Source organism: Arthrobacter sp. TMN-50 (assembly GCF_054511125.1).
The window spans coordinates 730391-757383 of the sequence record NZ_JBTNDG010000001.1; the positions used below are offsets into that span (position 1 = coordinate 730391).

At 64.2% G+C, this 26993-nt stretch carries 25 protein-coding genes, 1 tRNA gene and 1 riboswitch; of the genes, 11 read left to right on the forward strand and 15 right to left on the reverse strand.

The genetic code is table 11. From position 1 onward, the window contains the following. Nucleotides 1-14 precede the first annotated feature (14 nt). Nucleotides 15-632: a LysE family transporter gene (locus ACX80A_RS03540; RefSeq protein ID WP_459258285.1), complete on the forward strand. Its 618-nt coding sequence runs from the start codon at nt 15-17 to the stop codon at nt 630-632. A 25-nt stretch (nt 633-657) separates the two neighbouring features. After that, on the forward strand, nt 658-2703 hold the full coding sequence (pabB, locus tag ACX80A_RS03545) for an aminodeoxychorismate synthase component I (protein WP_459258286.1): 2046 nt from the start codon (nt 658-660) through the stop codon (nt 2701-2703). A gap of 156 nt (nt 2704-2859) precedes the next feature. Here the strand turns inward: pabB and ACX80A_RS03550 are convergent, their stop codons facing one another. After that, nucleotides 2860-3120 carry a GlsB/YeaQ/YmgE family stress response membrane protein gene (locus ACX80A_RS03550; protein WP_459258287.1) on the reverse strand — a complete coding sequence of 87 codons (261 nt, stop codon included), beginning with the start codon at nt 3118-3120 and terminating at the stop codon, nt 2860-2862. 153 nt (nt 3121-3273) lie between these two features. Between ACX80A_RS03550 and ACX80A_RS03555 the strand changes: the two genes are divergently transcribed. Next, nucleotides 3274-4158, forward strand: a complete 885-nt coding sequence (locus tag ACX80A_RS03555) for an aminodeoxychorismate lyase (protein ID WP_459258288.1) — start codon at nt 3274-3276, stop codon at nt 4156-4158. 1509 nt (nt 4159-5667) lie between these two features. Here ACX80A_RS03555 and ACX80A_RS03560 read toward each other — a convergent pair. From ACX80A_RS03560 to ACX80A_RS03575, 4 genes are all read right to left on the reverse strand, one after another. Beyond that, nucleotides 5668-6219: a cupredoxin domain-containing protein gene (locus ACX80A_RS03560; protein WP_459258289.1), complete on the reverse strand. Its 552-nt coding sequence runs from the start codon at nt 6217-6219 to the stop codon at nt 5668-5670. Between the two features lie 656 nt (nt 6220-6875). Next, nucleotides 6876-7679 (reverse strand): energy-coupling factor transporter transmembrane component T family protein, encoded by an 804-nt coding sequence (locus tag ACX80A_RS03565; protein ID WP_459258290.1) that lies wholly within the window; start codon nt 7677-7679, stop codon nt 6876-6878. Further along, nucleotides 7676-9169, reverse strand: coding sequence for an ABC transporter ATP-binding protein (locus ACX80A_RS03570; protein ID WP_459258291.1), 1494 nt, complete (start codon nt 9167-9169; stop codon nt 7676-7678). The genes ACX80A_RS03565 and ACX80A_RS03570 overlap by 4 nt, the downstream gene beginning before the upstream one ends. 5 nt (nt 9170-9174) lie before the next feature. Further along, the gene (locus tag ACX80A_RS03575) at nt 9175-9792 is read right to left on the reverse strand and encodes an ECF transporter S component (RefSeq protein ID WP_459258292.1); all 618 of its coding nucleotides are present in this window, start codon (nt 9790-9792) and stop codon (nt 9175-9177) included. Between the two features lie 66 nt (nt 9793-9858). Further along, a riboswitch (TPP riboswitch) is annotated at nt 9859-9976 on the reverse strand. 121 nt (nt 9977-10097) lie between these two features. On the opposite strand from ACX80A_RS03575, the gene ACX80A_RS03580 reads away from it, so the two are divergent. Further along, nucleotides 10098-10358: a DUF4235 domain-containing protein gene (locus tag ACX80A_RS03580; RefSeq protein WP_459258293.1), complete on the forward strand. Its 261-nt coding sequence runs from the start codon at nt 10098-10100 to the stop codon at nt 10356-10358. Nucleotides 10359-10365: 7 nt separating this feature from the next. Here the strand turns inward: ACX80A_RS03580 and mnhG are convergent, their stop codons facing one another. Genes mnhG through ACX80A_RS03610 form a run of 6 tightly spaced genes read right to left on the reverse strand, consistent with a single transcriptional unit; the run spans nt 10366 to nt 16709 of the window. Further along, nucleotides 10366-10761: a monovalent cation/H(+) antiporter subunit G gene (gene mnhG / locus ACX80A_RS03585; protein ID WP_459258294.1), complete on the reverse strand. Its 396-nt coding sequence runs from the start codon at nt 10759-10761 to the stop codon at nt 10366-10368. 3 nt (nt 10762-10764) lie between these two features. After that, the gene (locus tag ACX80A_RS03590; RefSeq protein ID WP_459258295.1) at nt 10765-11025 is read right to left on the reverse strand and encodes a monovalent cation/H+ antiporter complex subunit F; all 261 of its coding nucleotides are present in this window, start codon (nt 11023-11025) and stop codon (nt 10765-10767) included. Then, complete coding sequence (locus tag ACX80A_RS03595) at nt 11022-11606, reverse strand: Na+/H+ antiporter subunit E (protein ID WP_459258296.1); 585 nt, start codon at nt 11604-11606, stop codon at nt 11022-11024. Before ACX80A_RS03595 ends, ACX80A_RS03590 begins: the two co-directional genes overlap by 4 nt. Continuing rightward, a complete protein-coding gene (locus ACX80A_RS03600) occupies nt 11603-13213 on the reverse strand; it encodes a Na+/H+ antiporter subunit D (protein ID WP_459258297.1) in 1611 nt (536 codons plus the stop codon). The genes ACX80A_RS03595 and ACX80A_RS03600 overlap by 4 nt, the downstream gene beginning before the upstream one ends. Beyond that, nucleotides 13210-13704 (reverse strand): Na(+)/H(+) antiporter subunit C, encoded by a 495-nt coding sequence (locus tag ACX80A_RS03605; RefSeq protein WP_459258298.1) that lies wholly within the window; start codon nt 13702-13704, stop codon nt 13210-13212. Before ACX80A_RS03605 ends, ACX80A_RS03600 begins: the two co-directional genes overlap by 4 nt. Beyond that, nucleotides 13701-16709, reverse strand: a complete 3009-nt coding sequence (locus ACX80A_RS03610) for a Na+/H+ antiporter subunit A (RefSeq protein WP_459258299.1) — start codon at nt 16707-16709, stop codon at nt 13701-13703. The genes ACX80A_RS03605 and ACX80A_RS03610 overlap by 4 nt, the downstream gene beginning before the upstream one ends. Before the next feature lie 219 nt (nt 16710-16928). Here ACX80A_RS03610 and ACX80A_RS03615 point away from each other — a divergent pair, with 219 nt between their 5' ends. After that, nucleotides 16929-18344, forward strand: a complete 1416-nt coding sequence (locus ACX80A_RS03615; protein ID WP_459258300.1) for an MFS transporter — start codon at nt 16929-16931, stop codon at nt 18342-18344. A 20-nt stretch (nt 18345-18364) separates the two neighbouring features. Here the strand turns inward: ACX80A_RS03615 and dcd are convergent, their stop codons facing one another. Both dcd and ACX80A_RS03625 read right to left on the reverse strand, forming a co-directional pair. Next, the gene (dcd, locus tag ACX80A_RS03620) at nt 18365-18940 is read right to left on the reverse strand and encodes a dCTP deaminase (protein WP_459258301.1); all 576 of its coding nucleotides are present in this window, start codon (nt 18938-18940) and stop codon (nt 18365-18367) included. A gap of 34 nt (nt 18941-18974) precedes the next feature. Then, nucleotides 18975-19829: a tryptophan 2,3-dioxygenase gene (locus tag ACX80A_RS03625; protein ID WP_459258302.1), complete on the reverse strand. Its 855-nt coding sequence runs from the start codon at nt 19827-19829 to the stop codon at nt 18975-18977. A 177-nt stretch (nt 19830-20006) separates the two neighbouring features. On the opposite strand from ACX80A_RS03625, the gene ACX80A_RS03630 reads away from it, so the two are divergent. Further along, a tRNA-Gly gene (locus ACX80A_RS03630) sits at nt 20007-20080 on the forward strand. Nucleotides 20081-20131: 51 nt separating this feature from the next. On the opposite strand, the gene ACX80A_RS03635 is transcribed toward ACX80A_RS03630, so the two are convergent. Both ACX80A_RS03635 and ACX80A_RS03640 read right to left on the reverse strand, forming a co-directional pair. Further along, nucleotides 20132-20470, reverse strand: coding sequence for a YnfA family protein (locus tag ACX80A_RS03635; RefSeq protein WP_459258303.1), 339 nt, complete (start codon nt 20468-20470; stop codon nt 20132-20134). A gap of 207 nt (nt 20471-20677) precedes the next feature. Beyond that, a complete protein-coding gene (locus ACX80A_RS03640; RefSeq protein WP_459258304.1) occupies nt 20678-22057 on the reverse strand; it encodes an MFS transporter in 1380 nt (459 codons plus the stop codon). 116 nt (nt 22058-22173) lie between these two features. Here ACX80A_RS03640 and ACX80A_RS03645 point away from each other — a divergent pair, with 116 nt between their 5' ends. The 5 genes from ACX80A_RS03645 (at nt 22174) to ACX80A_RS03665 (ending at nt 26992) form a co-directional block, all read left to right on the forward strand. Continuing rightward, nucleotides 22174-23034, forward strand: a complete 861-nt coding sequence (locus tag ACX80A_RS03645) for a LysR substrate-binding domain-containing protein (protein ID WP_459258305.1) — start codon at nt 22174-22176, stop codon at nt 23032-23034. A gap of 230 nt (nt 23035-23264) precedes the next feature. Continuing rightward, nucleotides 23265-23693 (forward strand): aspartate 1-decarboxylase, encoded by a 429-nt coding sequence (panD, locus tag ACX80A_RS03650; protein WP_459258306.1) that lies wholly within the window; start codon nt 23265-23267, stop codon nt 23691-23693. A gap of 244 nt (nt 23694-23937) precedes the next feature. Next, entirely contained in the window at nt 23938-25185 is a 1248-nt protein-coding gene (locus tag ACX80A_RS03655; protein WP_459258307.1) for an extracellular solute-binding protein, read from the forward strand. 53 nt (nt 25186-25238) lie between these two features. Continuing rightward, the gene (locus ACX80A_RS03660; protein ID WP_459258353.1) at nt 25239-26147 is read left to right on the forward strand and encodes a carbohydrate ABC transporter permease; all 909 of its coding nucleotides are present in this window, start codon (nt 25239-25241) and stop codon (nt 26145-26147) included. Continuing rightward, complete coding sequence (locus ACX80A_RS03665; protein WP_459258308.1) at nt 26144-26992, forward strand: carbohydrate ABC transporter permease; 849 nt, start codon at nt 26144-26146, stop codon at nt 26990-26992. The genes ACX80A_RS03660 and ACX80A_RS03665 overlap by 4 nt, the downstream gene beginning before the upstream one ends. The last annotated feature ends 1 nt before the right edge of the window (nt 26993 follow it).

Genomic DNA, 26993 nt, shown 5'->3' on the forward strand with positions numbered 1-26993 from the left:
GATAGGATCAAATCGTGACTTTTTCCGTCTGGCTGGCTCTACTCGGAGCGCAGGCCCTCATCAGTTTCAGCCCCGGCGCGGGGGCCGTCAACACCATGAGCAACTCGCTGACCGTCGGCTTCCGCCGGTCGATGTGGGGCATCCTCGGGCAGCAGCTAGCGCTCCTGGTGCATATTGCGGTGGTGGCTGCCGGCGTCGGGCTGCTCGTGGCAAGCTCACCGGTGGCGTTCAACGTGATCCGCTTTGGCGGCGCCGCTTACCTGGTCTATCTGGGCATCCGGAAGCTCCTGCAGCCCCCCGATCTTGAAGAGCAGGCAGCAGTCCGCCGCGTAGAGGGCGCCTTTTCACTGTTCCGCCGGGGCCTGTGGGTGAACCTGCTCAACCCGAAAGCGATCGTCTTCTTCCTCGCCTTCATCCCCCAGTTCATCAGGCCGTCCGAACCGCTGCTGGGCCAATACGGCATCCTGGCGGGCACGGTGGTGGCGATCGACGTGCTGGTGATGTGGTTCTTCTACGCGGCCGCCGCCAAATCGTTCAGGCGGTTTACGCAGAACCCGCGCGGGCAGATCGTCCTCAACCGGGGCTTTGGCCTACTGTTTGTAGCCGTGGGCGTCCTGCTCGCCGTCGCCTAACGACACCCCGAAGGATTCACCGCCCATGGCACCAACCGCCGGGACCGCCATCGCCCCGTTGATCGTTGCTGTTGACGGTCAGTCGGGGGCCGGCAAGACCAGGCTCGCTGTTGAGCTGGCTGCGCTGCTTCGTGAGCACCACACAGTGAGCCTGTTTCACCTCGAGGACATTTACCCCGGCTGGGATGGCCTGGCATCCGGCATGGACCGTTATATGTCGCTCGTGCTCATCCCGCTCGCCGCCGGACGCACCGCCAACTGGCGGGCCTGGGACTGGACCGCCGACGACGACGGTCCGGAGCACCGCACCGAGCCGGCCGACGTCGTCATCGTTGAAGGGGTGGGTTCCGCGTGCCGGGCCGCGCTGAAGTTCCTCGACGTCAGCATCTGGGTGGACGCCGGTGAAGACGTCCGCCGTTCCAGCGCGTTAGCCCGCGACGGCGCCACGTACGCGCCCTTCTGGGACCGTTGGGCCGCGCAGGAACAGGAATGGCTTAGTCGCGACCAGCCGCAGGCCACCGCTGATCTGGTGGTCAACGGGCACGAGGGCACCGCGGCGCCGGAACGGGTCCGGGTAGCCCTGACCGGGCTGCCCCAGTGCGGATCGCTGCTCGCGGTGGAGCGCGCGCAGCGCCGCGCCGCAACCCTCGAGGTCGAGCGGCTGGCCGGCTATCCCGACGGGGCCGCCTTGTTCACCGCCCTCTATGGCGCTTCCGGGTCCGCGGTCTGGCTGGACAGTTCGGATGCCGAGCCGGGCGTGGGCGGGCGGAGCCGGTTCACCATCATGGCCGACGACGGCGGACAGTTCGGCCAACTGGCCCGGCATACCGCGGGCAGCACCGAGATCGTCTCGGGTCCGGTCACCGCGCGGATCCCCGGGCCGTTCTTCCGGTGGCTCGACGCCACCTGGGGGCGCCGGGCCGTGCCCATCCCCGATGACTATCAGTGCGGCTTCACCCTGGGCTGGCTGGGCTACCTCGGCTATGAGCTCAAACGGGAGACGGGAGGCAGTGCCGTTCCCGCCGGCCCGCTCCCCGACGCGGCGCTCCTGTTCGCTGGCCGCGCCCTCGTCCTGGACCACGAGCAGCGCGCCACCTACCTGCTGACCCTGGCCGGACCCGGTACCGATGACGAGGCACAGGAGTGGCTCACCGCGGCACGCGCGGCCGTCACCGACGCCCGCCCGATGGACCCGGCACCGGCCACCGGCCCGGCACCGGTCTTCACCTCCCGCGACACCCGGGGGGGCTACCTGGACAAGGTTCGCCAGGCACAGGCGGAAATCCGGGAGGGCAACACCTACGAGGTGTGCCTGACCACCTCCCTACAGGCCCACACCGCAGAGCCCCTGCGGCCCCTCGACGTGTACTGTTCCCTGCGCCGGGTCAGCCCGGCGCCCTTCGCCCATTTCCTCAGCTTTCCGGGTTTCGCTGCTGCCAGTACCTCCCCTGAACGGTTCCTGCAGCTCAGCGCCAGCGGCGCCCTGCGGGCCGAGCCGATCAAGGGCACCCGCCGTCGTTCCCCCGATCCGGAGGCGGACCGAGCCCTTCGGGAGGACCTGCTGACCTCTCGCAAGGATCGCGCCGAAAACGTCATGATCGTGGATTTGCTGCGCAACGATCTGTCCCACGTTGCCGTCCCCGGCAGTGTGAACGTCAGCCGGTTGTGCGAAATTGAACGGTACGCCACCGTCTATCAGATGGTGAGCACCATCGACGCCCAGCTGCGACCAGGGACGTCCCGCACTGAAGCCGTGGCGGTCGCCTTCCCCGCCGGGTCGATGACAGGCGCGCCCAAGATCAGCACGATGGCCATCCTCGACCGGTTGGAGGGAGCTCCGCGTGGCCTGTATTCGGGCGCCGTTGGCTACTTTTCCCTGAACGGCGCGGCCGATCTCGCCGTCGTCATCCGTACGCTCGTATTCGAGGACGACGACGGGGGCACCCGCCTCACGCTGGGCGTTGGCGGCGCGATCACCGCCGACTCGGACCCGGCGGACGAGTGGGATGAGGTCCGGGCGAAGGCGTTCGGTGTGTTATCCGGTCTCGGCGCCGAGTTCCCGGATAGCTAGGGCACCAACCCCCCAGAGTCTTCGCGCAGGTTTGGCCAGGTTTCGCGGCCCGTTCAGCGTGTTGCGGCGCGCCACGCCGGAGCCCAGTGCGGCACCAGTATCTCGGCAAGCCTGCAGTCCGTCAGCAAAAACTACGCTGCCGGAGCCGGCTGCTGTTTAGCGGCGGACTTTGCGGCGGCCGCTGACGCCCTCGGCGACGCCGATCAGCAGTACGGAGGCGATGACCGCTACCACGAATCCGAAGACGTTCAGTTCGAAGATCCGCCCGGTACCCAGGAGGCTGGCAATGACGCCGCCGATCACCGAGCCGGCCAGACCCAACAGTAGCGTCGCGAGCAGGCCAAGGTTCTGCTTGCCGGGCTTGATCAAGCGCGCCAGGGCGCCGATGATGAGTCCCGCAATGATGAATCCGATCACAATAATTGTCCGTTCTTTGAGGGTATCTCCCGTACCACGGGGATGCGTGCCATCGGTAACACTACTGAGGACATTCTATCCGGCGCGGGTTGCCGCGGGAAAAGAGGTCGAGATCGCCATCGCCGTCTGCTGGGGCGCAACTATGCTGATGCCATGACTGTTCTCGTATTCCTTGATCCTGCCTACGACAGCGGCCGCATCGCTGATGCCTCGGTGCCGCAGCTGATGGCTACCGACCTCGGCGCCACACGCGGAGACGGCATCTTTGAGTCGCTCCTTGCGCTCAATGGCGAGGCCAGGAAGGTACAGGCACACCTCGATCGGCTCGGTTCGTCGGCGCAGGCGCTCAATCTGGACCTACCTTCCCAAGACGCGTGGCGCCGGGCCATCGCCACCGCGCTCGACGCGTACGCCGCCGGGACGACCGGTTCGGCCGACGCCGAACTTGCGGTGAAGCTGGTGGTCACCCGCGGCGTTGAGGGTGCCGACGCCCCCACAGCCTGGGTGCAGGTGACCCCGGTTCCCGCCAAGACGCAGCGTCAGCGCCAGGACGGGCTGGCAGTGCTACTGCTGGACCGCGGCTATGACAGCACCGTGGCGCAACGAGCGCCCTGGCTACTGATGGGAGCGAAGACGCTGTCCTACGCGGTCAACATGGCGGCCGTCAGGTATGCGCACGACCACGATGCCGACGACGTCATCTTCACATCCTCCGACGGCAAGGTTCTTGAGGGGCCGACGTCAACTGTGTTGCTGGCCCGGGTCCGGAACGGCGTCAAGACGCTGCTGACTCCGCAGCTGGAAAGCGGGATCCTTCCGGGGACTTCGCAGAGCGCGTTGTTCACCGTGGCGAAGGCTGCGGGCTGGGACCTCGGGTACGGCCCGCTGGTCCCAGCGGACCTGTTTGACGCCGACGGCGTCTGGCTGATCTCCAGCATCCGCCTCCTCGCCCCGGTGAATTCCCTCGACGGGCGGCAGATTTCCCCTGCCGCCGAACTCACAGCTGAACTGTCGGAATTGGTGGCAAAAATTTCCTGACGCCGGCTGTCGATTTCAGCTCTCTTCAGCCTGGCGGGAAGCGACGGCCGAGCAACGAGCCGCGACCTATGGCCGGCACACAAAGTTCGCCCAGCGGTGCGCCGAGGTGCGGGCGGATCTTCTGGTCTGCGCCGGGCGCGGCCGGCGGAGGCGGATTCGTCCTTCGACGTTGCCATCACCTGACGCTGGAACGAAGCGGAACGCGACCATCGCCGCCGGCGGGCCGCCGAAGTCAGGAAGCACTAGCCTGGAGCTAAGCCTGACGCCTATTTCGATCCGAAAGCGGAGGTCTGCTGGCGTCGATGTTCCTGGCCGCTGCACTGGATGATCGGCCCACCACCGATATCTATATTTGGGTCACTGTTCAGGTCAGCAAGGAACCTGTGCAGATCCTTGAACCTCACGACTACCCATTGAAAGCTGCCGGGCTGGAGGTGCTGACTAACATTGCGCCGAAGCAGCGAGACGGTGTTTTCGGTACAACCGAGAAAAACGGTCCAACGCCTCAAAAACCGGAGCACCTCACGCTGGGTCACCCCCAGCGGCGGGGCAACTGTCCCAACGGATCAGCGGGTGTAGTTCAACCCGCGTAAGTTCGCTGCCAGCAAGGAAAAGCTCTACGTCCCCTCCAAAGAAGGGGCGGGAACCGCTGGCCCCTGACGACGGCGCTGACCGCCGCTGCGGCAGAGGCTAGGGAAGAACGCGCCAAACGGCCCGGCGGGCGGATGGACGTTCCCGCATTGCTGGCGTTGGATGAGCCGGAGAACGCGGCCCACTGGCTGGCCTGCCCGATCAGTCCAGCTACTACGGCTCCCGCGGGATTATCGTCATGGTGATCTTGCAGCCCTGGCCACAGTACGGACCCGGATTAGTGGTCCGTACTGATGGTGGTGTTCGGCAATCCTTCCTCTTGGACAAACCAGTCTGTAACCGGTCCGCTGAAGCCGAGAACGCAGATCGCGATTGTAGCTACGAGCGCAAGCGAGCGGACATGCGCTGACACTGCTGTTCGACCCGGAATAGCAGGCGAGACCGGCAGGGCTTTGCTTCGACGGAGCGAGGTAACAGCAATGGCGAGTGCGGCGAGTTCGAGGATGAAGGCAGCGCTGTCGGGCATACCGACGGGTTCGGGAGTCCCAGCTTCGGGACCGAACGGAAGCCCAAGTGTGCGGGAGTACAGCCAGGTCGTAAGGGGGATAATCGAGACCACGGCGACGCCTGGGAGCGCTCAGCTCCACTGCTCGCTAAGGACCAGCAGGCCTATGATGCATTCCATAACTGCGAGGATTACGAAAAAAGCCGCGGCAGGACCCCAGTGGGAGAGATGCTCGGGGACGACCGCCGCGTGGATGGTTGCGCTACCGAATAGTGCTGTCGCCACGAGCAATCGCCGGTGGTCGGTGATTGCGATTGACGGGTTTCCGTCGATTCCGAGCGATATCCAGTCGGCTAGAGTGCGGGTGAACGCCGCTTGGTGCTCCAGGCGTACTCCCGGTGGTCAGACGATCGTCAGTGGCGCACCTCGACCTCGGTGTTCATCCAGGGGTGAATCATGCACATGAACCGGTGGATGCCTGCCGACATCTCGTGGGTCGCGACTGTTCCGCTCGCTCCGGCGGGAAGCGCAGTTCGAGGATCACTGAAGGCTGCACCGCAGTCAGCTGCCGGAGGTCCGACTAGGCCAAGAACATCATTGATCTCGGGCACGCAACCCGCCCCGAACTTCGCTACCTCGGTGAACGTATGAAACTCGCCCCCGGTGTTGGAGATGACCAGGTCGCTGCCCTTGCGGACGTGCGTCCGCTCGGGATGGTTGCGCCAGTGCCCGTCTGGGTTCCGCTCGGCCAGGCTCTCGAAAAGTTCGTCAAAGGTGGTGTCACCGTCTCCAACGCACGCTCCCTCCCCCAGCGCCGCATTGAACGTGGCCGGGTCGCAATCGTCCTGCATCTCGATGTGTCGTTGGCTGGGGCCGCTATCCGCCGCAGATGGTAGTCCGCCGACATTGAGGGCGAGGAAGACCGCGACCGCAGCTCCGCTCCTCGTGATGAATGCTTTGTTCATGTCACACGCTCCTAATGGTCTCGAGACCCATTTCACGGTGGTCAAGCCTCCATCCTTACCTGCCGACCTTGGGAAATCCTTGGGGCCGGAATGGCATCGGCGCGCATCGCTCGACAACTCGTGTACCGAGGCGCCAGGCCAGTTCCCGTGCCTTTTGCCAGGAGCAGCTTCGCGGTCGATATTCCGGGTAATGGCCGCATCCTGCTGCGCAACGGCAAACGCGTGCTATCAATGGAGCCGATATTCGCGCGACCGCAGCATCGATCGGTGCAGCAACATTCGCGTTCGCAGCGATCGCACCGTTAATCGGCGCTGATATGTCCGCTTCAGCAGCCAAATCTGCGTTGACGTTGAGGAGGTTCCCATCAAGCGAAGACCCCAGGTCGGTAGGCACGGCCCCAACATCCGGCACGGTGGCATCATGCAACAATCCGGTATCGGTGGTTCCCGTCTGGGCGTTGGCCCCGGCGTCGCGATCGAGACCGCCTGATCGAGAGTTGTTGCTTGCTTGTTCACACCGGAACCTCAACTCCAACACTGCCCCAAAACGGGAAAGGAACCCCTCCGATGAACTAACCCACAACCCGGGCAGACACCCCCAACTCCAGCTTCAGCGTTGTGCTGGTTGCTTATGCGTTGGTGTAAGGCTAATGGCCCTAGGACGCGCCGAGGAGGAAGTTCCAGGTTCCCGCGAGCACCGCTGCGGTCACCGCAGCGCCGGCAATGAGGATGCCGGCGAGGCAGACCCAGATGTCGATCCGACTGAAGGTGCTTTCCCTCGCCCAGGTGCGTTCTCCCGCCCCGAATCCGCGTGCCTCCATGGCGATGGCCAGCCGGGTGGCCCGGCGAATCGCCTGCACTATCAGACCGAACCCCTGCCCGAGGAAATTCCTCAGCCGGGCTACCGGATTGCCTTCAAACCCGACGCCGCGGGCGTGCCGGGCCAGCCCGAGGGTCCGCCATTCGTCCACCAGCAGCCCGACGAGGCGCAGCCCCGCCAGCGCGCCGAGCACAAACCGGTGCGGCAGCCGAAGCTTTTGCGCCAGAGCGTCGGCCAGATCCGTTGGATCGGTGGTGGTCAGCAGAAAAATTCCGGGCAGGGCGATGGCCAGCCCGCGCAACCCGATGGCGATCCCCGAGTTCACCGAGTCCTGGGTGAACAGGATCGGCCCTACCTCCAGCAGGACCGCGCCGGTCTTGTCCGCCAGCAGCGCCGTGCCGTAGGCAGCAACCATCGCGGCCAACACCAACGGCCAGGTCCGCTTCAGCAGGTGCCAGGCGCTGATGCCGAGCAGCGGCAGCAGTAGCAGTTGGCTCCCGAGGACGGCGGCGGCGCTTACCCAATCGATGCTGAGCATCACCACGATGGTTACCAGCACAGCGGCGAACAGTTTCGACAACGGGTTGGCCCGCGGAAGGAACCGTCCCGTGAGCTGGGGGGTGAGGACGTCGACGCTCACGGCGCCACCTTCAGCACGGCCTGGTGATCGGCGACCCGCAGCACACGACTCCCGAGCGCTTCGGTGAATTCCTGATCATGCGTGACGGCCAGAAGGCTGCCGCCGTTGTTGATCAGTTCGGCCAGCAGCGCCACCAGCTCCGCCCACGTATTGGCATCCTGCCCGAAGGTGGGCTCGTCCAGGACCAGGATGTCCGGGTCGGTTGCCAGCATGGTCGCCACCGAGAGTCTCCGCTTTTCGCCGCCGGATAGCGTAAACGGGTTGGCCTGTAGCAGCGAGGTCAGCCTCAGCCGTTCGGCGATGGGATCCACCCGCCGCCGGACCGCTGCCTCGTCGGTGCCCTCCAACCGCCGAGGACCAAACTCGAGCTCGTCGATCACCCGGTGGGTCAGGAACTGGTGTTCGGGTTCCTGAAAGACCGTCCCGATGCGAGTCACCAGTTGCGCCGACTTCCAGGCATGCGGATCACTGCCCGCGCCCCGGTTCAGCGCTGGAGCCGCCTCCAGCCGTCCGCCCCGCGCGGGCAACAGGCCGGCAAGGGTCAGCGCGAGCGTCGACTTTCCGCCCCCGTTGGGACCGACAATACCCAGCGATGAGCCGGCGCTGAGGGTGACGTTGACGCCGTCGAGCACGGCCGGGCCGCGTTTGGTCCGTGCTACTGCGAGCCCGCTGGCGGCGAGCAGCGCGTCCCCCGCCACGGGCTTCAGCACAGGGTGTGGGGGTTGATGGCCGGGTATCCACACTCCCGCTTCCGCCAGCCGGGCGCGGGTGGCCGGGGCGGTGAGCACAGTGCCGGGCGGCCCGTCGGCGAGGATGCCGCCGTCGGCCGCCAACACCACCACCCGGTCCACCACGTCAGCCCACACGGCCACCCGATGTTCCACCACCACTAACGTGGCGCCGGTGCGGTCCAGGACACGCACGACGGCGTCGCGCACCTCCAGTACGCCGGCCGGGTCGAGGTTGGCCGTCGGCTCATCGAGCAGCAGCAGCCCGGGCTGCATCGCCAGCACCGCCGCCAGCGCCAGGCGCTGCTTCTGCCCACCGGAGAGCGCCGTTGTCGGATGGTTCAATGGAACGTCCAGCCCGACGTCGTCCAGCGCGCGTCGGACACGTTCCCAGATCTCCGTCCGCGGGACGGCCTGGTTTTCGGCGCCGAAAGCCACCTCGTCGCCCACTCTGGCGAGCACGATTTGCGTGTCAGGGTCTTGAAGGACCAGGCCGGCGCGCCCCCGCGCTGCCTCCGGGGGTCGGCCATCAAGGGTGAGGGACCCCTGCTGTTCGCCCTGCCCCTCATCGCCCAGGACCCCCGCCAGCCCGTGCAGAAAGGTTGATTTCCCCGAGCCGGACGCACCCAGCAGTAACACCCGTTCGCCAGGCGCGACCGCCAGCTCAAGGTCACGGACTGCAGGGATCCTACGCCCGGCGTGGCGCCAACTCCAGCCCTGTGCGCTGATGCCGACGGCCTGCGTTCCGACGTGTTCGGCCATACCGGTTAGACGTCGGCCGTTCGTCCAGAGGCGAACGCGGAGAGCACTCCCGTTTTGGCCAGGGCGCGGACTGCCAACCACGAAACCAAGCCGGCAATCACTACCCCCGAGATGGCAGCGAACAGCACGTACATCAGCTGCCACTCCACTGCCCACAGTGCGTTGTAGAGGACGTTCTCGCTGATTGCCAAGGCGAGCCCGGCACCAAGACCCGCAAGCAGCGCCACACCGAGGTTCCACTTGCGGTACAGGAAAAGCAGGAAGATCAGTTCCGCGCCAATTCCCTGAATGAGCCCGGACAGCAGGGTGGTCAGCCCAAACTGGGTGCCGAGCAGCGCGGAAACGGCCGCTGCCAGCACCTCGCAGTAGATGGCGGCCCCCGGCTTCCTGATGATGAGGCCCCCGAGGACGCCTGCGATCAGCCAGCCCCCGGTGTAGAGGCCGGCCAGTGGCGGGAAGGCTGCCGTGAGGGCGGAAATGCCCGTGTAGCCAGCCGACCAGGCGAAAAATACCACTCCGACGGCAACTGCCACCACCGAGGCAACCACGATATCGACCACCCGCCATTGATACCGGGCCCGGAAGGTGGGGTTGCTGTGGGTTGGTGCTGTTGATGAAGCCATGTGAAATCCTCCTGAGGTACAGGAGGGGAGGGCATCCCTGCCCGCAGCAAATGCTACCGGCCGGGCACCCTGAGATACTCGACTCCCTTCGCCGGTACTAGCCGGATCAGGTTCGAGGGTCTGCGGTAGTCCGCACTCTCAGCGCTCGTCCACCAAAATGGACCGCGCTCCCCTGTCGTATGTTTAGCAATCTCAACTCTACACCTGTGGTGTTGGGGCTACCTGCGGGGCTGCCTGCGGAGCGCGTCGTCGTAGTCGGAGGGAAACGCTAGGCTTGGAAAAAGCCACCATAAAAAGGAGACACTGTGAATCAGCTGATGAAACTGCTGGGCGTAGCACTGAGCCTGGGCGCCGGCATCGTGGGCGCGAAGCTTGTAGATTTCGTCTGGACGAAGACCACCGGCAACGCATCGCCGAAGGACGAGGATGGCCTGGAGAACAGCCTGCGGTCGGCGATCGTCTTCGCTCTGATCTCCGGTGCTGTGCGTGCTGTCCTGCAGGTGCTGACCAACCGCACCACGCAGCGCGCCGCCAACCGGTTCGCGAAGACCCGCGACCTGACGTAGGTGGGTTCTACGTCTCGTCAGGGCGCTCGGTCGGTTTCCGGCCGGGCGCCCTTTTGTTGGCCGCCTTCTCCACCACCTCGTCCAGTTCATCCATGCTGAGCAGGTCTCGTCGCAGGTGTTTGGTGCGGTATCCCGCCCGGCCCACCATGTGGGCTGAGACGGGGACGGTCAGGAGCATGAAAATCCAGCACACCAGCAGGACCGGGATCAACACCCAGCTACGCAGTTGCAGCCCCATGGCCAGGAGGAACAGCAGTAGTCCCAGCACCTGCGGTTTGGTTGCCGCGTGCATCCGGGTGAGAAGGTCAGGGAAACGGAGCAGTCCGACGCCGGCAGCAACCGACATCAGCGCCCCACCGATCAACAGCACCGCGGTTAGGGCCTCCATCACTGTGTCAGACATGCGCTACTTCCTGTCCGTCACGAATCGGGCCACGGTGACCGAGCCGATAAACCCGATCACCGAGATTGCCACCAACAGCATGATGTTGTCGAGGTGCCGGTTGACGGCCATGTCCATGGCGAGCGCCCCGCCGATGGTGGCAAGCAGCACATCAATGGCCAGCACCCGGTCCAGGATCGACGGACCGCGGGCAATCCGGTACAAGGCACACAGGGACGCCAGGATCAGGAGTCCCGCGGCGACGGTGATGGCGACGATCATCATGTGCCGGCACCGTCCCGACGGTTCGCGTTTTCCGCGTCGAAACGCATTTCGGTCTGCAGCAGCGCTAGATCATCCCGGGTTCCCATAATTTTGATCAGCCAGGCTTCGGTGGCCCGCACATCGGCCCTGATCTTCGCCGCGTCCTCCGGCGTATTCACATCCAGGCAGTGCAGGTACAGGGTGGAAGTAGAGCGATCCACCTCCACAATCAACGATCCGGGGATCAGGGAGAGCGCGTGCCCGGTGACTGTCACCAGGAGGTCGGACTGACTCCGTAGCTGCACTGCGACCACCGCGTTGACAAGCCTCGGGCCCTGCGTGAGCGAGAGCCAAAACACTTCGAAACTCGCCACCACGAGCTTGTACAGGAACCGTCCGATGAACGGGACCGCGTATAGCACGTTGAATCGACCGCTGAGCTCCACCGGAGGCAGGTACAGCAGGTTGGCCACTGCGTAGGCGATCAGTCCGCCAAAAATAAGGTTCCCCGGGCTGAAGTCCTGCCACAGTGCGCCCCAGACGATGACCAGCCAGATAATCAGGGGCAGTTCCGTGATGAATGGGATCTTCTGTCGGCTCATGGCGCGCTCCCTTCGCCCAGGACCGCTTCAATGTAATCGGTCCGCTCCAGCATGTTCTGCGCAGCGTTGTCGCTGATCTCAAACAACGGACCTGCCAGGAGCGTGAGGAGCACTCCCAGGCCCACCAGGCCCATGGTGGGACCAACCATGGTGCGGGGTAGCAGGTTCACCGGGTTGCGTCCAGAGAACCGCCCAGTGGTCTCGCCGTTGACGCGGTGCGAGGTGCGAACGGCTGACCCGTCTGCCTTGGTGGCGAGCAGGATTGGATCCGGGTGCAGCGCGTCTTCAGGGCGGCGCCAGAAGGCACGGTTCCAGACGCGGGCAATCGCCAGCAGGGTCAGGAGGCTGGTGAGCACACTGGCACCAACCGCCACATAGGCGATGGGCGAGCCCAGTTCGACGCCGGCCTGCAGGATACCCAGCTTGCCGACGAACCCGGAGAAGGGCGGTATCCCGGCCAGATTCATTGCCGGGATGAAGAACAGTACGCCGAGTAGCGGCGACAGCTTGGCGAGCCCACCAAGACGGTCCATATTGGCGGTCCCACCGCGGCGTTCGATGAGCCCCGTGACCAGGAACAGACTGGTCTGCACCGTGATGTGGTGGGCCACGTAGAAGATCGCGGCGCCCAGCCCGACGACGGTGGAGATCGCCAGCCCGAAGATCATGAACCCGATGTGGCTGACAAGGGTGAAGGACAGCATTCGTTTGATGTCCGACTGCGCGAGGGCACCCAGGACGCCGACCACCATGGTGAGGATGGCCACCACCATCAGCAGCGTGTTTATCCGGTCCCCTGGGAAAAGCAGGGTCTCGGTGCGCACCATGGCGTACACCCCCACCTTGGTGAGCAGCCCTGCGAACACTGCGGTGACGGGCGCCGGCGCCGTGGGATAGGAGTCCGGGAGCCAGAAGGATAGGGGGAACACCGCTGCCTTAATCCCGAAGGCGACCAGCAGCATCAGGTGCAGCATCATCTGGGTGGCGGGGTCGATCTCGCCGAGCTTGATCGCGAGGTCGGCTAGGTTGATGGTTCCGGTGGCGGCATAGATCATGCCGATCGCGATCAGGAAGAGCAGCGAGGACAAAACGCTGACCACCACATAGGTGACCCCCGCCCGGATTCGTGGCGTGGTTCCGCCCAGGGTCATCAGGACGTAGCTCGCGGTCAGCAGGATCTCAAAGCCCACGTACAGGTTGAAAAGATCGCCGGACATGAACGCGTTGGAGACGCCGGCAACCAGGATCAGGTACGTGGGGTGGAAGATCGAAATTGGTCCGTCCTCATCACCGTCCGCCATGCCCTGGCCGGTGGCATAGATCAGCACGGCGAGGCTGACGGCGGTCGAAATGACCAGCATCAAGGCGGAGAACTGGTCAACCACCAGGGTGATCCCGAACGGCGGCAGCCACCCGCCGATGAAGACCGCCGTCGCCCCGTGGTTGGCAGCGTTCTGCAGCAGGATCAGTTCGAGCACCAGGGTGATGCTGAGCGTGGAAATGCTGACCGCACGCTGTGACCGGGAATGACGAATCAGGAGGAAGGCGATCGCCGCTCCGAGGAACGGCATGACCACGGCCAGCGGTGCGAGGCTTGCGATGTTCACCGTGGCTCCTTCGGGTCGGTGGAAAGGTCAAAGACTCCTGCGTTCTGAGACCCGGGGGCTTCCTCGGCTTCCTCCAGCGGAGTGAACTCCGTGGTCTCTTCGGGCACGTCGGCGTCGTCCTCGGCATCGAAGCTGCCCTGGCTCGCCACTCTGCGGTCCTCCAGGTCGTCCTGGATCTCGTCACGACGGCCCAGGACCCAGGACCGGTAGATGATGCCCAGCATGAAGGCGGTCACGGCGAAGGAAATCACAATGGCGGTCAAAATCAGGGCTTGGGGCAGCGGATCCGAGTAGGCGTCGGCAGCGATTTCCTCCGAGTAAAGGGGTGCGACGCCGGCCCGACCTCCAGCTGAAAGCAACAGGATGTTGGCGCCGTTGGCCAGCAGGATCAGACCCAACAGGACCCGGGTCAAGCTACGCTCCAGCAGCAGGTAGATGCCCCCCGCGAAGAGGGCTGCCATGACCACCAACAGGGTGATGTTCACGCTCATCGAACCACTCCCTCGCCGGTCTCGGTATGTTTTTGCTGTTGTAGCTTCATCTCGTCGGGGTCGTTGCTCGCCGAGAGGCCCTCGCTGCGTTCATCGATCTCCGAGCCGAGGCTCCGTAGCACGTCGAGGACCAGCCCCACGACCACCAGGTAGACACCAATGTCGAATATGGTCGACGTGACAAACTTGACGTCGCCGAAGACCGGCATCCAGAACTCCAGGATGGCCGTCTGGAGAACCTGGCCTCCCAGCAGCAGTGGGATCAGCGCGCTCAGGGAGGTGGTCGCCATACCCGCGCCGAGCAGGACGCCCGCGCTCACCGGGCTGGCTTCCGCCAGTTCAAATCGCCCACCCGCCAGATAGCGCACGGTCAGCGCCAGCCCTGCCAACAGTCCACCCGCGAATCCGCCGCCCGGCAGGTTGTGACCGGCAAGGAGGAGGTAAATGGAGAAGATAATGATCGAGTGGAAGAGCAGCCGGGTGACGACCTCGAAGATGATCGATCGGCGCTCGGGTGCGAGGGTCCGGCCAGCGACCAGCCACGCGTCCCGGGAGACTGACGAGAACTTCTTCGCCAACGCCAGCGCTGCGGCTTCCCGCCCGAACTCGGCAATGGGCTCCTGGCCACGATCGACGGATCCGGATTTGACGGTCTCTGCCCGCTGGCGGGTATCGCCCCGACCGCGGATGAAGATCAGGCTGGCGATGCCGGTGGCTGCGATGGCCAGCACTGAAATCTCCCCGTACGTGTCCCAGGCCCTGATATCGACCAGGGTGACATTGACGATGTTCTCTCCACCGCCGCGCTCGTAGGCCAGACCCGGGTACTCCAGTGACACAGGGGTGGCGACTCGTGATGTCATGGATGACATGGCGATCGCCGCCATCACCAGCCCGAAGGAGATTCCCAGCACGGCCCGAAGCAACCGGTACCGTCCCGGCTCCCGCTGCCACAGCCGGGCGGGTAGCGAGCGGAGCGCGAGCACGAAAGCCACCAGCACAATGGTTTCCACCAGCATCTGGGTCAACGCCAGGTCCGGCGCCCCCTGCAGCGCGAAGATGAGTGCCATCCCGTACCCGGTCACCCCGACCATGAGCACTGCCATGAACCGCTTGGTGGCGCGGACCGCAGCCAGAATGCCGAGAATGATGACGACGCCGGCCGCCACCTGTGCTGGTGAATCAGCGATATGCCACCGATCCGGGAGCGGCGCGTCGTAGAACACGATAGCCGTCAGGGGGGTCAGGATGGCCATGGTCAGAATGACGAAAAGGTAGAACGCCAGCGAACCGCGCTGGGTGCGGCCGGTGATCCAGACGGCGACGTCGTCGAGCGTGCCGATGGTGTACTTGTAGCCGCGTTCGGCGTCGACCAGTGAGGGAACCTTGGATTGGGCTCGCTCGACGTGGGCGCGGAACCAGAACAGCAGAATGCCGACGGCGACGGTGATTGCGGAGAGCAGCAGCGCGGGAGTGAACCCATGCCAGAGGGCGAGGTAACGTTCCTCACCGTCGGCCTCAAAGAGTGTCACGTACGGCTGGATGATGGAATCCAGCGGGGCCGGCCAGAGCCCGAGGACTACGGTGAACACGGTTAGCAGCGCCGGGGCGAAGAGGAAGGACTTCTCGACGGTCTCGAACGGGGTGGGTTCCTTCCCTTTGTCGGCGAACCCGCCCCACACGAACCGGGCACTGTAGGCGAAGGTGAGGGCCGAACCGGCGACAATGCCGACGAGTAGTATCGCCCCAAGGGGTGTGGGGTCGGTCTCTGCCTGGTGGATGAAGGTCTCGAAGACGGATTCCTTGGCGACGAACCCCAGCAGGGGCGGAAGCCCGGCCATGGATGCCGCGGCAATGGTAGCGACGACGGCCAGGACTGGCGCGGTCCGGCGGATCCCAGCGAGTTTGCGGATGTCGCGGGTGCCCGACTGGTGGTCAATGATGCCGACGACAAGAAACAGGGTGGCCTTGAACAGCCCGTGGGCAACGAGCAGGCCTAAACCGGCCAGGGCCCCGCCTGGCCCGCCCAACCCGACCACCATGGTGAGGAAGCCGAGCTGGCTGACCGTCCCGTAGGCGAGGATCAGCTTGAGGTCGTGCTGCCGCAGGGCACGCCAGCCACCGATGAGCATGGTGGCCAGTCCCAGGGCCATCACCATCGGCGTCCAGGATGCGGCGTCGGCGAACCCTGGGGCAAACCGGGCCACCAGGTAGATACCGGCCTTTACCATCGCTGCGGCGTGCAGGTAGGCGCTCACCGGGGTGGGCGCCGCCATTGCGCCGGGAAGCCAGAAGTGGAAGGGGATCAGCGCGGATTTGGTGAGCGCACCCACGAGGATCAGGCCGACGGCGACGTCGACCACCATCCCGGCGGAGAGCAGCGACCCGGATTGGGCCATGATCTCCGAGATGCGGTAGGTCCCGGCGGTCTGGCCGAGCATGATCATGCCCACCAGCATCGTCAGGCCGCCGAAGGTGGTCACTATCAGGGCCTGCAGGGCTGCGCGTCGGGCCGCCAGACGGTGCCGCGAGTAGCCGATTAGCAGATAGGACAGCACCGTGGTCAGTTCCCAGAAGATGAACAGCAGGATCATGTCGTCGGCGGTGACCAAACCGAACATCGAGCCAGCGAAAGCGAGCAGTTGGGCGCCGAACGGCCCGATGTTTGGTTCGTCCTGTTTGAAGTATCGCGCGCAATAGAACAAAACGAGGGCGCCGATGCCCAGGATGAGGAGCGACAGCACCGCCGACAGCGTGTCCATTCTGAATGCCAGTTCAAGGCTAAGATCGGGGATCCACCGGAAAACTGTCGAAGGCGGTGCGTTGGGCTGGCCTTCGGGGAGGCTCTGGCCCTCCCCCGTGTACTGACCGAACGTGGCAATCAGCCAGACGAACGCCGCCGCGGGGATGGCGGCGAGCACATAAAAGGCCGAGCGGCCGAGCCGCCGGAAGATCAACGGCGCGACAAAGGCTACCGCGAATAACGCGATGAGCACGATTAGCACGATGATCTCCTGATCTCTCAGATGAGACGGTCAGCTGTTACCAGCACGGACGGTCAAGGGCTTCGATCTATTCTACCTGCGGAATACAGGCAGGTAGGCCGCGGTACGCCGTCGTTGGCTGTCCACAGATTCGCGGAATACCAGCTGGAGTCGACGCGTTTACGCGACCGCGCGCCTCTGTTCACCTTATTCGGGGACCACAGAGATAGCATTCACCGTATGAGCGTGGATCCTCCCCAGCCGGTGCCGTCCCATCCAGTTCCAGCTGCCCGGCCGGAGGGAACGACATCGGGAACGACGGCGTCCGGTGCGGGCCGTCTGCTTTCCCGGCCGGTCCTCGCGTGGGCCTCCTGGGACTGGGGATCGGCCGCCTTCAACGCGGTGATGACTACCTTCGTCTTCACCGTGTACCTCACCAGTGATGCGTTTGGCGGGGAAGACCGGGCGTCAGTGGTGTTGGGATGGGGGCTCGCCACCGCTGGGGTGCTGATTGCTTTGCTGGCACCCGTGACCGGCCAGCGGTCGGACAACGGCGGCCGACGCAAGCTCTGGCTCGGTGTGAACAGCCTCCTCGTGGCAGTCCTGACCGGGCTGTGCTTCTTCGTCTATCCCCAGCCCGAGTTCCTGGTCCTGGGTGTCGCGCTGATCGCGCTAGCCAACGTCTTTTTCGAGTTCGCCGGCGTAAACTACAACGCGATGCTGACCCAGATCTCCACCCCCGGGAGTATCGGCCGGATCAGCGGGTTCGGGTGGGCCATGGGCTACGTGGGCGGAATCGTCGCCCTGATTCTGGTGCTCGTGGCCTTCGTGGAGCCGGTTTTCGCCTGGTTCGGCTCCGATACCACCGACAGCCTGAACATCCGGCTGGTCGCAGTGTTCTCGGCAATCTGGTTCCTGGCCTTCGCTCTGCCCGTGATGTTCGTCGTCCCGGAGGTACCGCGCAAGGAGAAAGCAGCCCAGCTGGGCTTCTTGGCGTCCTACGGCCTCCTCTTCCGGCGGGTTAGGGCCATCTACCGCACCAGCCCCCACACCATCTTCTTTCTGCTGGCCAGCGCCATTTTCCGGGACGGTCTCGCTGCCGTCTTTACCTTCGGCGGCATCATCGCGGCGGGCACCTTCGGTTTCACCCTGAGCGAGGTGATCGTCTTTGCCATCGCAGGTAACCTGATCGCCGCCGTAGGGGCGATTATCGGTGGCTTCCTGGATGATCGGGTGGGGCCAAAGCGGGTCATCATCATTTCGCTGATCGGTTTGCTGATCGCAGGGTCCGCCGTGCTGATTCTTGGACCCGGCACCCACGACGTCTTGGGTTACACCTGGACCGGCGATGTGACGTTCTGGGTCTTCGGCCTGATGCTTACCCTCTTCGTCGGCCCGGCGCAGGCCTCATCCCGGGCGTACCTGGCCCGGCTGGCACCGGCTGGGGAGGAAGGAGAACTCTTTGGCCTTTACGCGACCACCGGCCGTGCGGTCAGCTTCCTCGCCCCGGCCTTGTTCGCCGCGTCAATCACCATCTTCGGTGAGCAGCGGTACGGGATCATCGGCATTCTTGTAGTGCTGCTGGCCGGCTTGCTGGTGTTGCTCCCGGTGAGGCCACCCGCCAGGGTGGCTATCGCCGTCGTACCGTCCCACTGACCTCATTGGACCGTGGACCTTCAGATTGCGGTGCGGTGGAAATTCTGGTGGCTGCGTGACGCCGTTGGGCCGCGCTGCCCCTGGTACCGGTTGCCGTAGGGTCCTGAACCGTAGGGGTGTTCCGACGGGGAGGTGAGCCTGAAGAAGCAGAGCTGGCCAATCTTCGATCCAGGCCACAACTTGATGGGCAGGGTGGCCATGTTGGAGAGCTCGAGGGTGACGTGACCGGAAAAGCCTGGATCGATGAAGCCGGCGGTGGAGTGCGTCAGCAGGCCGAGCCGGCCGAGAGAGGACTTGCCTTCCAGCCGGGCGGCGATGTCGTCGGGAAGGGTCACCGTCTCGTAGGTTGAGCCGAGGACGAACTCGCCGGGGTGCAGGATGAACGGTTCATCCGAGGCAACCTCCACCAGCCGGGTCAGCTCGGGCTGGTCCTCGGCCGGATCGATGTGCGCGTACTTGTGGTTGTCGAACAACCTGAAATAGCGGTCAATCCGGACGTCCACGCTGGAGGGCTGGACCATCGCCTCATCATAGGGATCCAGCACAATTCGCTGGTGGTCAATTTCGGTTCGGATGTCGCGGTCGGAGATCAGCACGGTTCAAAAATACCGCAGTCCTCGGTGTTAGTGGTTATTGGCCGATCTCGGTGCGTACGGCGTAGAGCTCGGGGAAGAAGGTGAGCTCGAGTGCCTTCTGCAGGAACCCGACGCCCGAGGACCCACCGGTGCCGCGCTTGAATCCGATGGTGCGTTCGACGGTTTTCAGGTGGCGGAAGCGCCAGAGCTGGAAATTGTCCTCAAGGTCCACGAGTTCCTCGCAGGCCTCGTAGAGATCCCAGTTATCACCGGCGTTCTCATACACCGCCTTGTAGACCTGAACGAGCTCCGGGTTGAACACGTGTGCGGTGCGGACGTCCCGGTCGAGCAATTCGCCGGGGACGGCGTGACCCCGGCGGTAGAGGAATCTGATGAATTCGTCGTAGATGCTCGTCTGGTCCAGCAGCGTGGCCAGCAACTCGCGGGCAGCCGGATCATTGGCGAAGACCTCGAGCATGCCGGCGTTTTTGTTGCCGAGCAGAAATTCGACGGCACGGTACTGGTAGGACTGGAATCCGCTGGCGGCGCCCAGGTCCCCGCGGAACTCCGCGTATTCGGAGGGGGTGAGGGTCGCCAGGACCGACCACTGCTCGGTCAGGGAACGCTGGATGTGCTTGATCCGCGCGATCCCTTTCATCGCGGACCGCAGGTCATCAACCTGCAGTTTGACCCGGACCGCACGGAGCTCGTGCAGGACGAGCTTCAGCCAGAGCTCCGAGGTCTGATGCTGGATGATGAACAGCATCTCGTCGTGGTGCTCGGGGCGGCTGACCGGGTGTTGCGCTGACAGCAGCTCACCCAGCGACAGGTACGAGCCGTAACTCATGGTGGCAGTGAAATCCTTTTTGATGCCCGCTTCAAGGTCCCGGGTGTTCTTCTCGACGCTCATGGTCTCAGGGTACCCACGAGACAAGCCTCGACGGCCTACGGATAGCTGGGCAGGTGAAGTATCCGCCCACGGGGCGCCTGACTTCCCGGATGCGGTGTTTCCGGGAGCGCACGGGTGGGGTAGGCTGAATCTCGTTGTTTTGCAGGGATTCACGCCACGGTTGTGGCTGGTCTTCAGGCGGGCGTAGCTCAATGGTAGAGCGCTAGCTTCCCAAGCTCGATACGCGGGTTCGATTCCCGTCGCCCGCTCCACTTTTGCCCGGCTCCCGCCCCTTGGCGGGAATGTTCCCGGCCGACGTCATTTCAGGCCACCGGCCGCGGAGCGAACATAATTACTGCCACCCCCACGAGGCACAGCGCCGATCCCGCGATGTCCCAGCGGTCGGGCCTGAATCCGTCGAAGACCATGCCCCATGCCAGCGAGCCCGCAACGAAGATCCCGCCATACGCGGCGAGGATCCGACCGAAGTTTGCATCCGGCTGCAGGGTGGCAATGAATCCGTAGGCGGCGAGCGCCATGACACCCAGCCCGGCCCACCACCACGGCTTTCCCTCCCTGATGCTCTGCCACACCAGCCAGGCCCCGCCGATCTCTGCAACGGCAGCGAAAAGAAAGAGAATCACGATGCGGGCAATAGTCATACCGCATTATCGCCCAGCGGCGGCCGACTCAGGTTCTGCGCAGCTATGGCGGGTGGCCTCAAACAACTGTGCAGCCGTGGCGGGTCAGGACGAACCTAACTCGCCACACGTGCGCAAACCTTTCCACCGACCGGACGCCACCACAAGACCACCCACCACACGTGCGCAAACCTTTCCTCCGGCCGCGCGTCGGGCGGGGTGACGCGGTTAGACGACCGCGTGACTGCGCGCTTCCGGGGACTTGGGGACAATCGCCAGCAGCCGCCGTCGTCGTCGCGGCGTGTTCGTATAGCGGAACCGCAGCGTCAACTGACCCCTCCGGGCCAGGACGACGGCGAACACGCCCGATGCGAGCAGCGGCACCCCTCCCGCGATCAGCACCGTGGGCTGGGCACCGATGTTCTCGGCAAGCCAGCCGATCATGGGCCCGCCAATTGCCTGGCCGCCGATGAGGACCATCATGTACAGCGCCATGACCCGTCCCCGGATGGCCAGGTTGGACGATATCTGCACCAACTGGTTGGCCCCGGTGATGAACCACAGGCAGCCAACGCCGGCGAAGAACATCAGTACAGCGAAGACGCCCTGGTTGGGTGCGATGGAGCCGAGCGCCATGAAACCGCCGAACGCCGCGGCGCCGCCGAGCACCCCGCGTAGCCTCAGGGTGGTTCGCCGGGTGGAAGCGAGGGCACCGACCAGCGACCCCGTGGCCAGCGCGGTATTGAGGAAGCCATATCCCTGGGCACCTGAGTCGAAGACTGTGGCAGCGAACGCAGCCATCAGGACGGGAGTGCTCATGGCGAACACGGAGACGAACGCCCCGGTGAGCATGCACCAAAAGATGGCCGGTTTACTCATCACGTAGCGGATGCCTTCCCGGAGCTGTCCTTTGGCCCGCGGCACCCGGGTTGCAACCGACAGCTGGTCGGTCTTCAGCAGGGCGAGGGTCAGGACGGTGTAGAGGCAGGCGACGGCGTTGACCGCGAACGCCCAGCCGCCACCGATCGCCGTGATCAGCACGCCGCTGACGGCGGGACCCACCATCGCGCCAACCTGGAAGATCGACGAGTTGAGACTGATCGCGTTCCGCAGGTGAACCGGCCCCACCAGATCGTTGACGAAGACCTGCCGGGCCGGTGCATCCACGACAGTTACCAGTCCCAGCACGAAGGCGATGACGTAGACATGCCACACCTCCACCACCCCGGTGAGGGCCAGAACCGCCATCGCTGCCGCCATCAGGCCGGCCAGGCTCTGCGTGATGATCAGCAGAATCCGTTTGGGATAGCGGTCGGCGATGATGCCACCCCAAGGACCGAGCAGCAGGAACGGCGCAAACTGCAGTGCCACGGTGATGCCGACGGCGGTGACCGATCCGGAAAGCTCCAGCACCATCCAGTCCTGGGCGATCCGCTGCATCCAGACGGCGACGACGGCGATCAGATGGGAGATCGCGAAGCGGCGGAAGTTGGGGATGCGGAGCGAGATGAAGGTATCGCGCCAGGCTGGTCGTTGGGTGGTGATTGGGAGGGGTGCGGTGAGCGTGGGGTCTCCGGCCGGGCCGGCGGAGGGCGGTGGGGGTGCCAAGGTGTCTTTCCTGTGCTGGTGGGTGGGGACGTTTTCCACGCTACGCACCACCAATCCATGATGAAAGCGTATGGTGGCAATAAGTCGTATTCGAAAACATAATAGGCGGATAGTGCATGTACGATCCGGTTCAGCTGAAAACCTTCCTTGCCGTCGCTGAAACATTGAGTTTCACCGGCGCCGCGGGCCGGTTGAACCTCAGCCAGCCCACAGTCAGCCAGCACATCAGGAAGTTGGAGGAAGCTGCCGGGCGACTTCTGGTCTCGCGTGACACCCGCGGCGTCAGCCTGACTGACAACGGGGATGCCATGGCCGGCTTCGCGCGGACCATCCTCGCAGCACAGGAGCAGGCGATGGTCTACTTCTCCGGTTCGGCGATGCGCGGACGGCTCCGGTTCGGGGTGGCCGATGATCTGGCTATCACTCAGCTACCGCGGATCCTTCGGCATTTCCGGCAGCTTTACCCGCAGATCAGCCTCGAACTCACGGTGGCCCAGAGTCCGCTCCTGCTGCGCCGACTGCGTGCCGGCCAACTGGACCTGATCTTCATCAAGTACATGAGCGGCACCGGAGAGGGAACTCTGGTGCAGAGCGATCAACTGGTCTGGGCCGGGCATGGGAAAACCACCCTCGAGGATGGAGCGCCCGTGCCGTTGATCGTCTACCAGTCCCCCAGCCTGACCCGCCAGATGACCATCGACGCCCTCGAAAAGGCCGGCCGGATCTGGCGCATCACCTGCAATACCCGCGAGATCAACGGCGTCCTGGCCGCCGCCCGGGCCGGAATAGGCCTGGCCGTGTTCCCGCAGTCCCTGATCCCTGAAGACCTGGTGCAGGTCAGCAACCGCTTCAACCTGCCGCCGGTAGGTGCCGTCGACTTCACCCTCCTCAGCAATCCCCTCGCCAATCAGGAACTGGTGGCAGCGCTGACCTCGGCGATCATGGGCCGCGCCCTCCGAAAGGCACCGGACTCCTGACTTCTGTCCATCCCCACCCACGACGGGCAGCATCCCACCGCTAATGCCACGTTCGGCGAGCGGTGGGCTCCGGTGGGTTGGCGGTTCTCCGGTTCACCGCGGTTCACTCTTCGGCGGCGGTAACGGGATAACGGGGTGCAGCCGTGGCGGGTCCGGCAACTGGGAGACGACCACCACGTGGGCGCCATCACATAGCCTGGCACTCCGCGGCGGCGGTAGACTTGGTGCTGATGAATCGCACAATGTTCAAGTCTAAAATCCACCGCGCAACGGTAACCCACGCTGACCTGCACTACGTGGGTTCTGTCACCGTGGACCTCGACCTGCTCGAGGCCTCCGACATCCTGCCCGGTGAGATGGTGTCCATTGTGGATGTCACCAATGGCGCCCGGCTGGAGACTTACACCATCGCCGGCGAGCGCGGTTCCGGGGTGCTGGGAATCAACGGACCGGCCGCCCACCTCGTCCACCGCGGCGACACCGTCATCCTGATCACCTACGCGCAGCTTACCGACGCCGAGGCACAGCACTTCCTGCCAACCGTGGTTCACGTCGACGGGCAGAACCGCATCGTCGACCTCGGCCATGACCCTGCGGAGAGCGTCGTTGACGGCCTTGAACGACCTCCGCACGCTCTGGATAATTCAGCTCTCGCCTAGCAGTCGCTGACATTCGCGCAATCTTCCTCGCTCACCCTCTCCCGGTTTGCAATCGGCTATTCTGGCGGATTTGCAGCTCAGGGCATAGGGTCTCAAAGACAAGGTTGCTTCGGATCGCCTGCTGTACCTGGGGCGACCAGGCTTTCTACAACGAGGTGGAGGCACGGTGGGAATGCCGAAAAGGCGTAGAAAACGCGATCCAATCCGGAGCCAGCCAAAGTCTGCGGCTGCGGCAACTCTGGTGATGGGAACAATGCTGCTGACCGGCTGCGGCCCGGCGGAAAGCGATACAACGCTCACCTGGTACATCAATCCGGATGCCGGCGGACAAGCCGCAATCGCGGCCAGCTGCACCGAGGCGGCCGACGGCGCCTACCGCATTGAGACGTCGCTCCTGCCCACCGATGCCGCCGCACAGCGCGAGCAGCTCGCGCGCCGGCTAGCTGCTCGCGACACATCGATGGACATCATGAGCATCGACCCGCCGTTCATCCCCGAGCTTGCGGAGCCAGGCTTCCTGGCACCAATTCCCGAAGATTCGGTCGACGCCTTCTCCGAAAACGTCCTGGAGGGCGCCCTCGCCGGTGCCACTTGGAAAGAGGAACTGGTGACGGTGCCATTCTGGGCGAACACCCAGATCCTGTGGTATCGGGAGTCGGTGGCCGAGGCAGCCGGGCTGGACATGTCCCAACCGGTGACCTGGGATCAGATTATTGAAGCCGCTGCCGAGCAGGACAAGCTCCTCGGCGTGCAGGGCTCCCCCGCCGAATCCATGACGGTCTGGATCAATGCCCTGGTGGAATCGGCGGGCGGCCAAATCCTAGAGAACTCCGAGGCTCCGGCTGACGAATTGCAGCTCGGTCTCACCTCCGAGGCCGGCCGCGAAGCGGCACGCATCATCGGCACGATCGGCACCGAGGGATTGGGTGGACCTGGCCTGCCGACCTCCACCGAAGGTACGTCGCTCACCCAGTTCCAGGGCGACGAGGGATCCTTCATGGTCAACTATCCCTTCGTCTGGCCGGCCACTCTCGGCGCCGTTGAGGCGGGTACTCTTGACCCATCGATCATCGATGACATCGGTTGGGCCCTGTACCCGTCTGTAGCCGAGGGCGAGGACACCGCGCCACCGCTGGGTGGCATTAACCTGGGGGTTGGCGCAGCCAGCGAGAACCCCGACCTTGCGTACGAGGCGATCGAATGCATCGTCCAGCCGGAAAACCAGACCGAGTATTTCATCACCAACGGCAACCCGCCGTCGAACTCGGAAGCGTACGACGACCCGGCAATCGAGGAAGACTTCCCTATGGCTGAAACCATCAGGGATTCACTCGAACTCGCGGCTCCCCGTCCACAGACACCGTTCTACAACGAAATCTCCACCGGACTCCAGCAGGAATGGTCGCCGCCCAACGAAGTGGACCCCGACGTAACTCCTGAAGAATCTCAGGAGTTCATCACCGCAGTGCTCAGAGGGGAGAGGCTACTGTGAGTAGCTCAACGATCAACAGACCTGACGTCGGCGACAAGTCGAAGAAACAGAAGATGCAGTACAGCGATCGGGTCAAGGCCGAACGCCGGATGGGCTGGTATCTCGCCGGCCCCGCCTTCGTGGTGATGCTCCTGGTGACCCTGTATCCGATCCTGCAGGCTTTCTTCGAATCCCTGTTCGCCTTCCGGCTCACCGCCCCCGATGAGCGGGAGTTCATCTGGTTCGCCAACTACATCACCATCCTCTCCGACAGCGTGTGGTGGCAGGGCCTCCTGGTAACCGTCCTCATTACGGTTATCACCGTCGCCGTCGAACTGGTCCTCGGATTCGCCCTGGCATTGGTGATGAGCAAGGCGCTGAAATCGCTGAAGGGCATCCTCCGGACCGCAATTCTGGTGCCCTACGGCATCATCACCGTGGTCTCGGCGTACGCCTGGTTCTACGCGTTCGATATCAACTCCGGGTACGTGAACGCCTGGTTTGACTGGGTGCCCGGCATCGATTCGGATCTCAACTGGTTCGCGCAGACCGGCACCTCGTTGTTCGTGATCATGGCGTCCGAAATCTGGAAGACCACCCCCTTCATTTCGTTGCTGCTCCTCGCGGGTCTGGCCCAGGTGCCCGATGAGCTCACCGAAGCCGCCAAGGTCGACGGCGCCACCTGGTGGGAGCAAATGCGCAAGGTGGTCATCCCCAACATGAAGGCAGCGATCATGGTCGCCGTCCTCTTCAGGGCTTTGGACGCTTTCCGAATCTTCGACAACGTGTTCATCATGACCAACGGCGAGAACAACACGGAAGTGCTCTCCCTTCTCGCCTACCGGACGTCGATCAGCCGCCTCGAGATCGGCCTGGGCTCGGCCGTGTCGGTCCTGCTGTTCGTCTGCGTCATCCTGATCAGTTTCGCCGCCATCAAGATCTTCAAAGTGGATCTTGCCGGCACGAGAGGAGAAAAGAAATGAAGAACTCTTCCCGGCGCGAAAAGATCTGGTGGGCGGTCATCTCCGTTCTGGTGTTGATCTACGCCCTCTTCCCGGTGGCCTCCATCCTGGCCACCTCGTTCAAGTCCCCAAGCGATCTCACCAACGGCAGCTTCCTGCCGTCCCCGGGAGCTGCCACCATCTCGAACTACGAGCAGATACTGGTCGGCGATGCGCAGGAATTGTTCCTGACGTCCCTGCGAAACTCGATCGGCATCTCGCTGATTGCAACGGCCATCGCCGTCGTGCTAGCCACCCTGTGCGCCTACGCGATTGCACGGCTGGACTTCCCCGGCAAGAAACTGATCCTCACCACTGCCTTGGCGGTCTCCATTTTCCCGGTGATCTCGATCGTTACTCCCCTGTTCAACCTATGGCGCAACATCGGGCTCTATGACACCTGGCTTGGACTGATCATCCCCTACCTGTCCCTCACCCTGCCGATCTCCATCTGGACCCTGGCGGCGTTCTTCCGGCAGATCCCGTGGGAACTGGAGCAGGCAGCTCAGGTGGATGGTGCCACCACCTGGCAGGCCTTCCGTAAAGCCATCGTTCCGCTGGCAGCACCGGGGGTGTTCACGACGGCGATTATCGCGTTCTTCATCGCGTGGAACGACTTCGTCTACGGCATCTCGCTGACGTCGACTGAGGCCGCGCGACCGGTGCCGGCGGCGCTGGCGTTCTTCACTGGGGCCTCGCAGTTCGAGTCACCCACCGGCGCTATCTCGGCTGCGGCGATCATCGTCACCATCCCGATCGTGTTGTTGGTTCTGCTGTTCCAACGCCAAATCGTTTCAGGCCTGACCTCCGGCGCCGTCAAGGGCTAAC

Excerpts from the sequence above, each read along its gene's own strand:
- pabB (WP_459258286.1), top strand. The coding sequence starts at position 658 with ATGGCACCAACCGCCGGGACCGCCATCGCCCCGTTGATCGTTGCTGTT.
- ACX80A_RS03555 (WP_459258288.1), top strand. The coding sequence starts at position 3,274 with ATGACTGTTCTCGTATTCCTTGATCCTGCCTACGACAGCGGCCGCATC.
- ACX80A_RS03560 (WP_459258289.1), bottom strand. The coding sequence starts at position 6,219 with ATGAACAAAGCATTCATCACGAGGAGCGGAGCTGCGGTCGCGGTCTTC.
- ACX80A_RS03570 (WP_459258291.1), bottom strand. The coding sequence starts at position 9,169 with ATGGCCGAACACGTCGGAACGCAGGCCGTCGGCATCAGCGCACAGGGC.
- ACX80A_RS03575 (WP_459258292.1), bottom strand. The coding sequence starts at position 9,792 with ATGGCTTCATCAACAGCACCAACCCACAGCAACCCCACCTTCCGGGCC.
- mnhG (WP_459258294.1), bottom strand. The coding sequence starts at position 10,761 with ATGTCTGACACAGTGATGGAGGCCCTAACCGCGGTGCTGTTGATCGGT.
- ACX80A_RS03590 (WP_459258295.1), bottom strand. The coding sequence starts at position 11,025 with ATGATGATCGTCGCCATCACCGTCGCCGCGGGACTCCTGATCCTGGCG.
- ACX80A_RS03595 (WP_459258296.1), bottom strand. The coding sequence starts at position 11,606 with ATGAGCCGACAGAAGATCCCATTCATCACGGAACTGCCCCTGATTATC.
- ACX80A_RS03605 (WP_459258298.1), bottom strand. The coding sequence starts at position 13,704 with ATGAGCGTGAACATCACCCTGTTGGTGGTCATGGCAGCCCTCTTCGCG.
- ACX80A_RS03615 (WP_459258300.1), top strand. The coding sequence starts at position 16,929 with ATGAGCGTGGATCCTCCCCAGCCGGTGCCGTCCCATCCAGTTCCAGCT.
- ACX80A_RS03625 (WP_459258302.1), bottom strand. The coding sequence starts at position 19,829 with ATGAGCGTCGAGAAGAACACCCGGGACCTTGAAGCGGGCATCAAAAAG.
- ACX80A_RS03635 (WP_459258303.1), bottom strand. The coding sequence starts at position 20,470 with ATGACTATTGCCCGCATCGTGATTCTCTTTCTTTTCGCTGCCGTTGCA.
- ACX80A_RS03645 (WP_459258305.1), top strand. The coding sequence starts at position 22,174 with ATGTACGATCCGGTTCAGCTGAAAACCTTCCTTGCCGTCGCTGAAACA.
- panD (WP_459258306.1), top strand. The coding sequence starts at position 23,265 with ATGAATCGCACAATGTTCAAGTCTAAAATCCACCGCGCAACGGTAACC.
- ACX80A_RS03655 (WP_459258307.1), top strand. The coding sequence starts at position 23,938 with ATGGGAACAATGCTGCTGACCGGCTGCGGCCCGGCGGAAAGCGATACA.
- ACX80A_RS03660 (WP_459258353.1), top strand. The coding sequence starts at position 25,239 with ATGCAGTACAGCGATCGGGTCAAGGCCGAACGCCGGATGGGCTGGTAT.
- ACX80A_RS03665 (WP_459258308.1), top strand. The coding sequence starts at position 26,144 with ATGAAGAACTCTTCCCGGCGCGAAAAGATCTGGTGGGCGGTCATCTCC.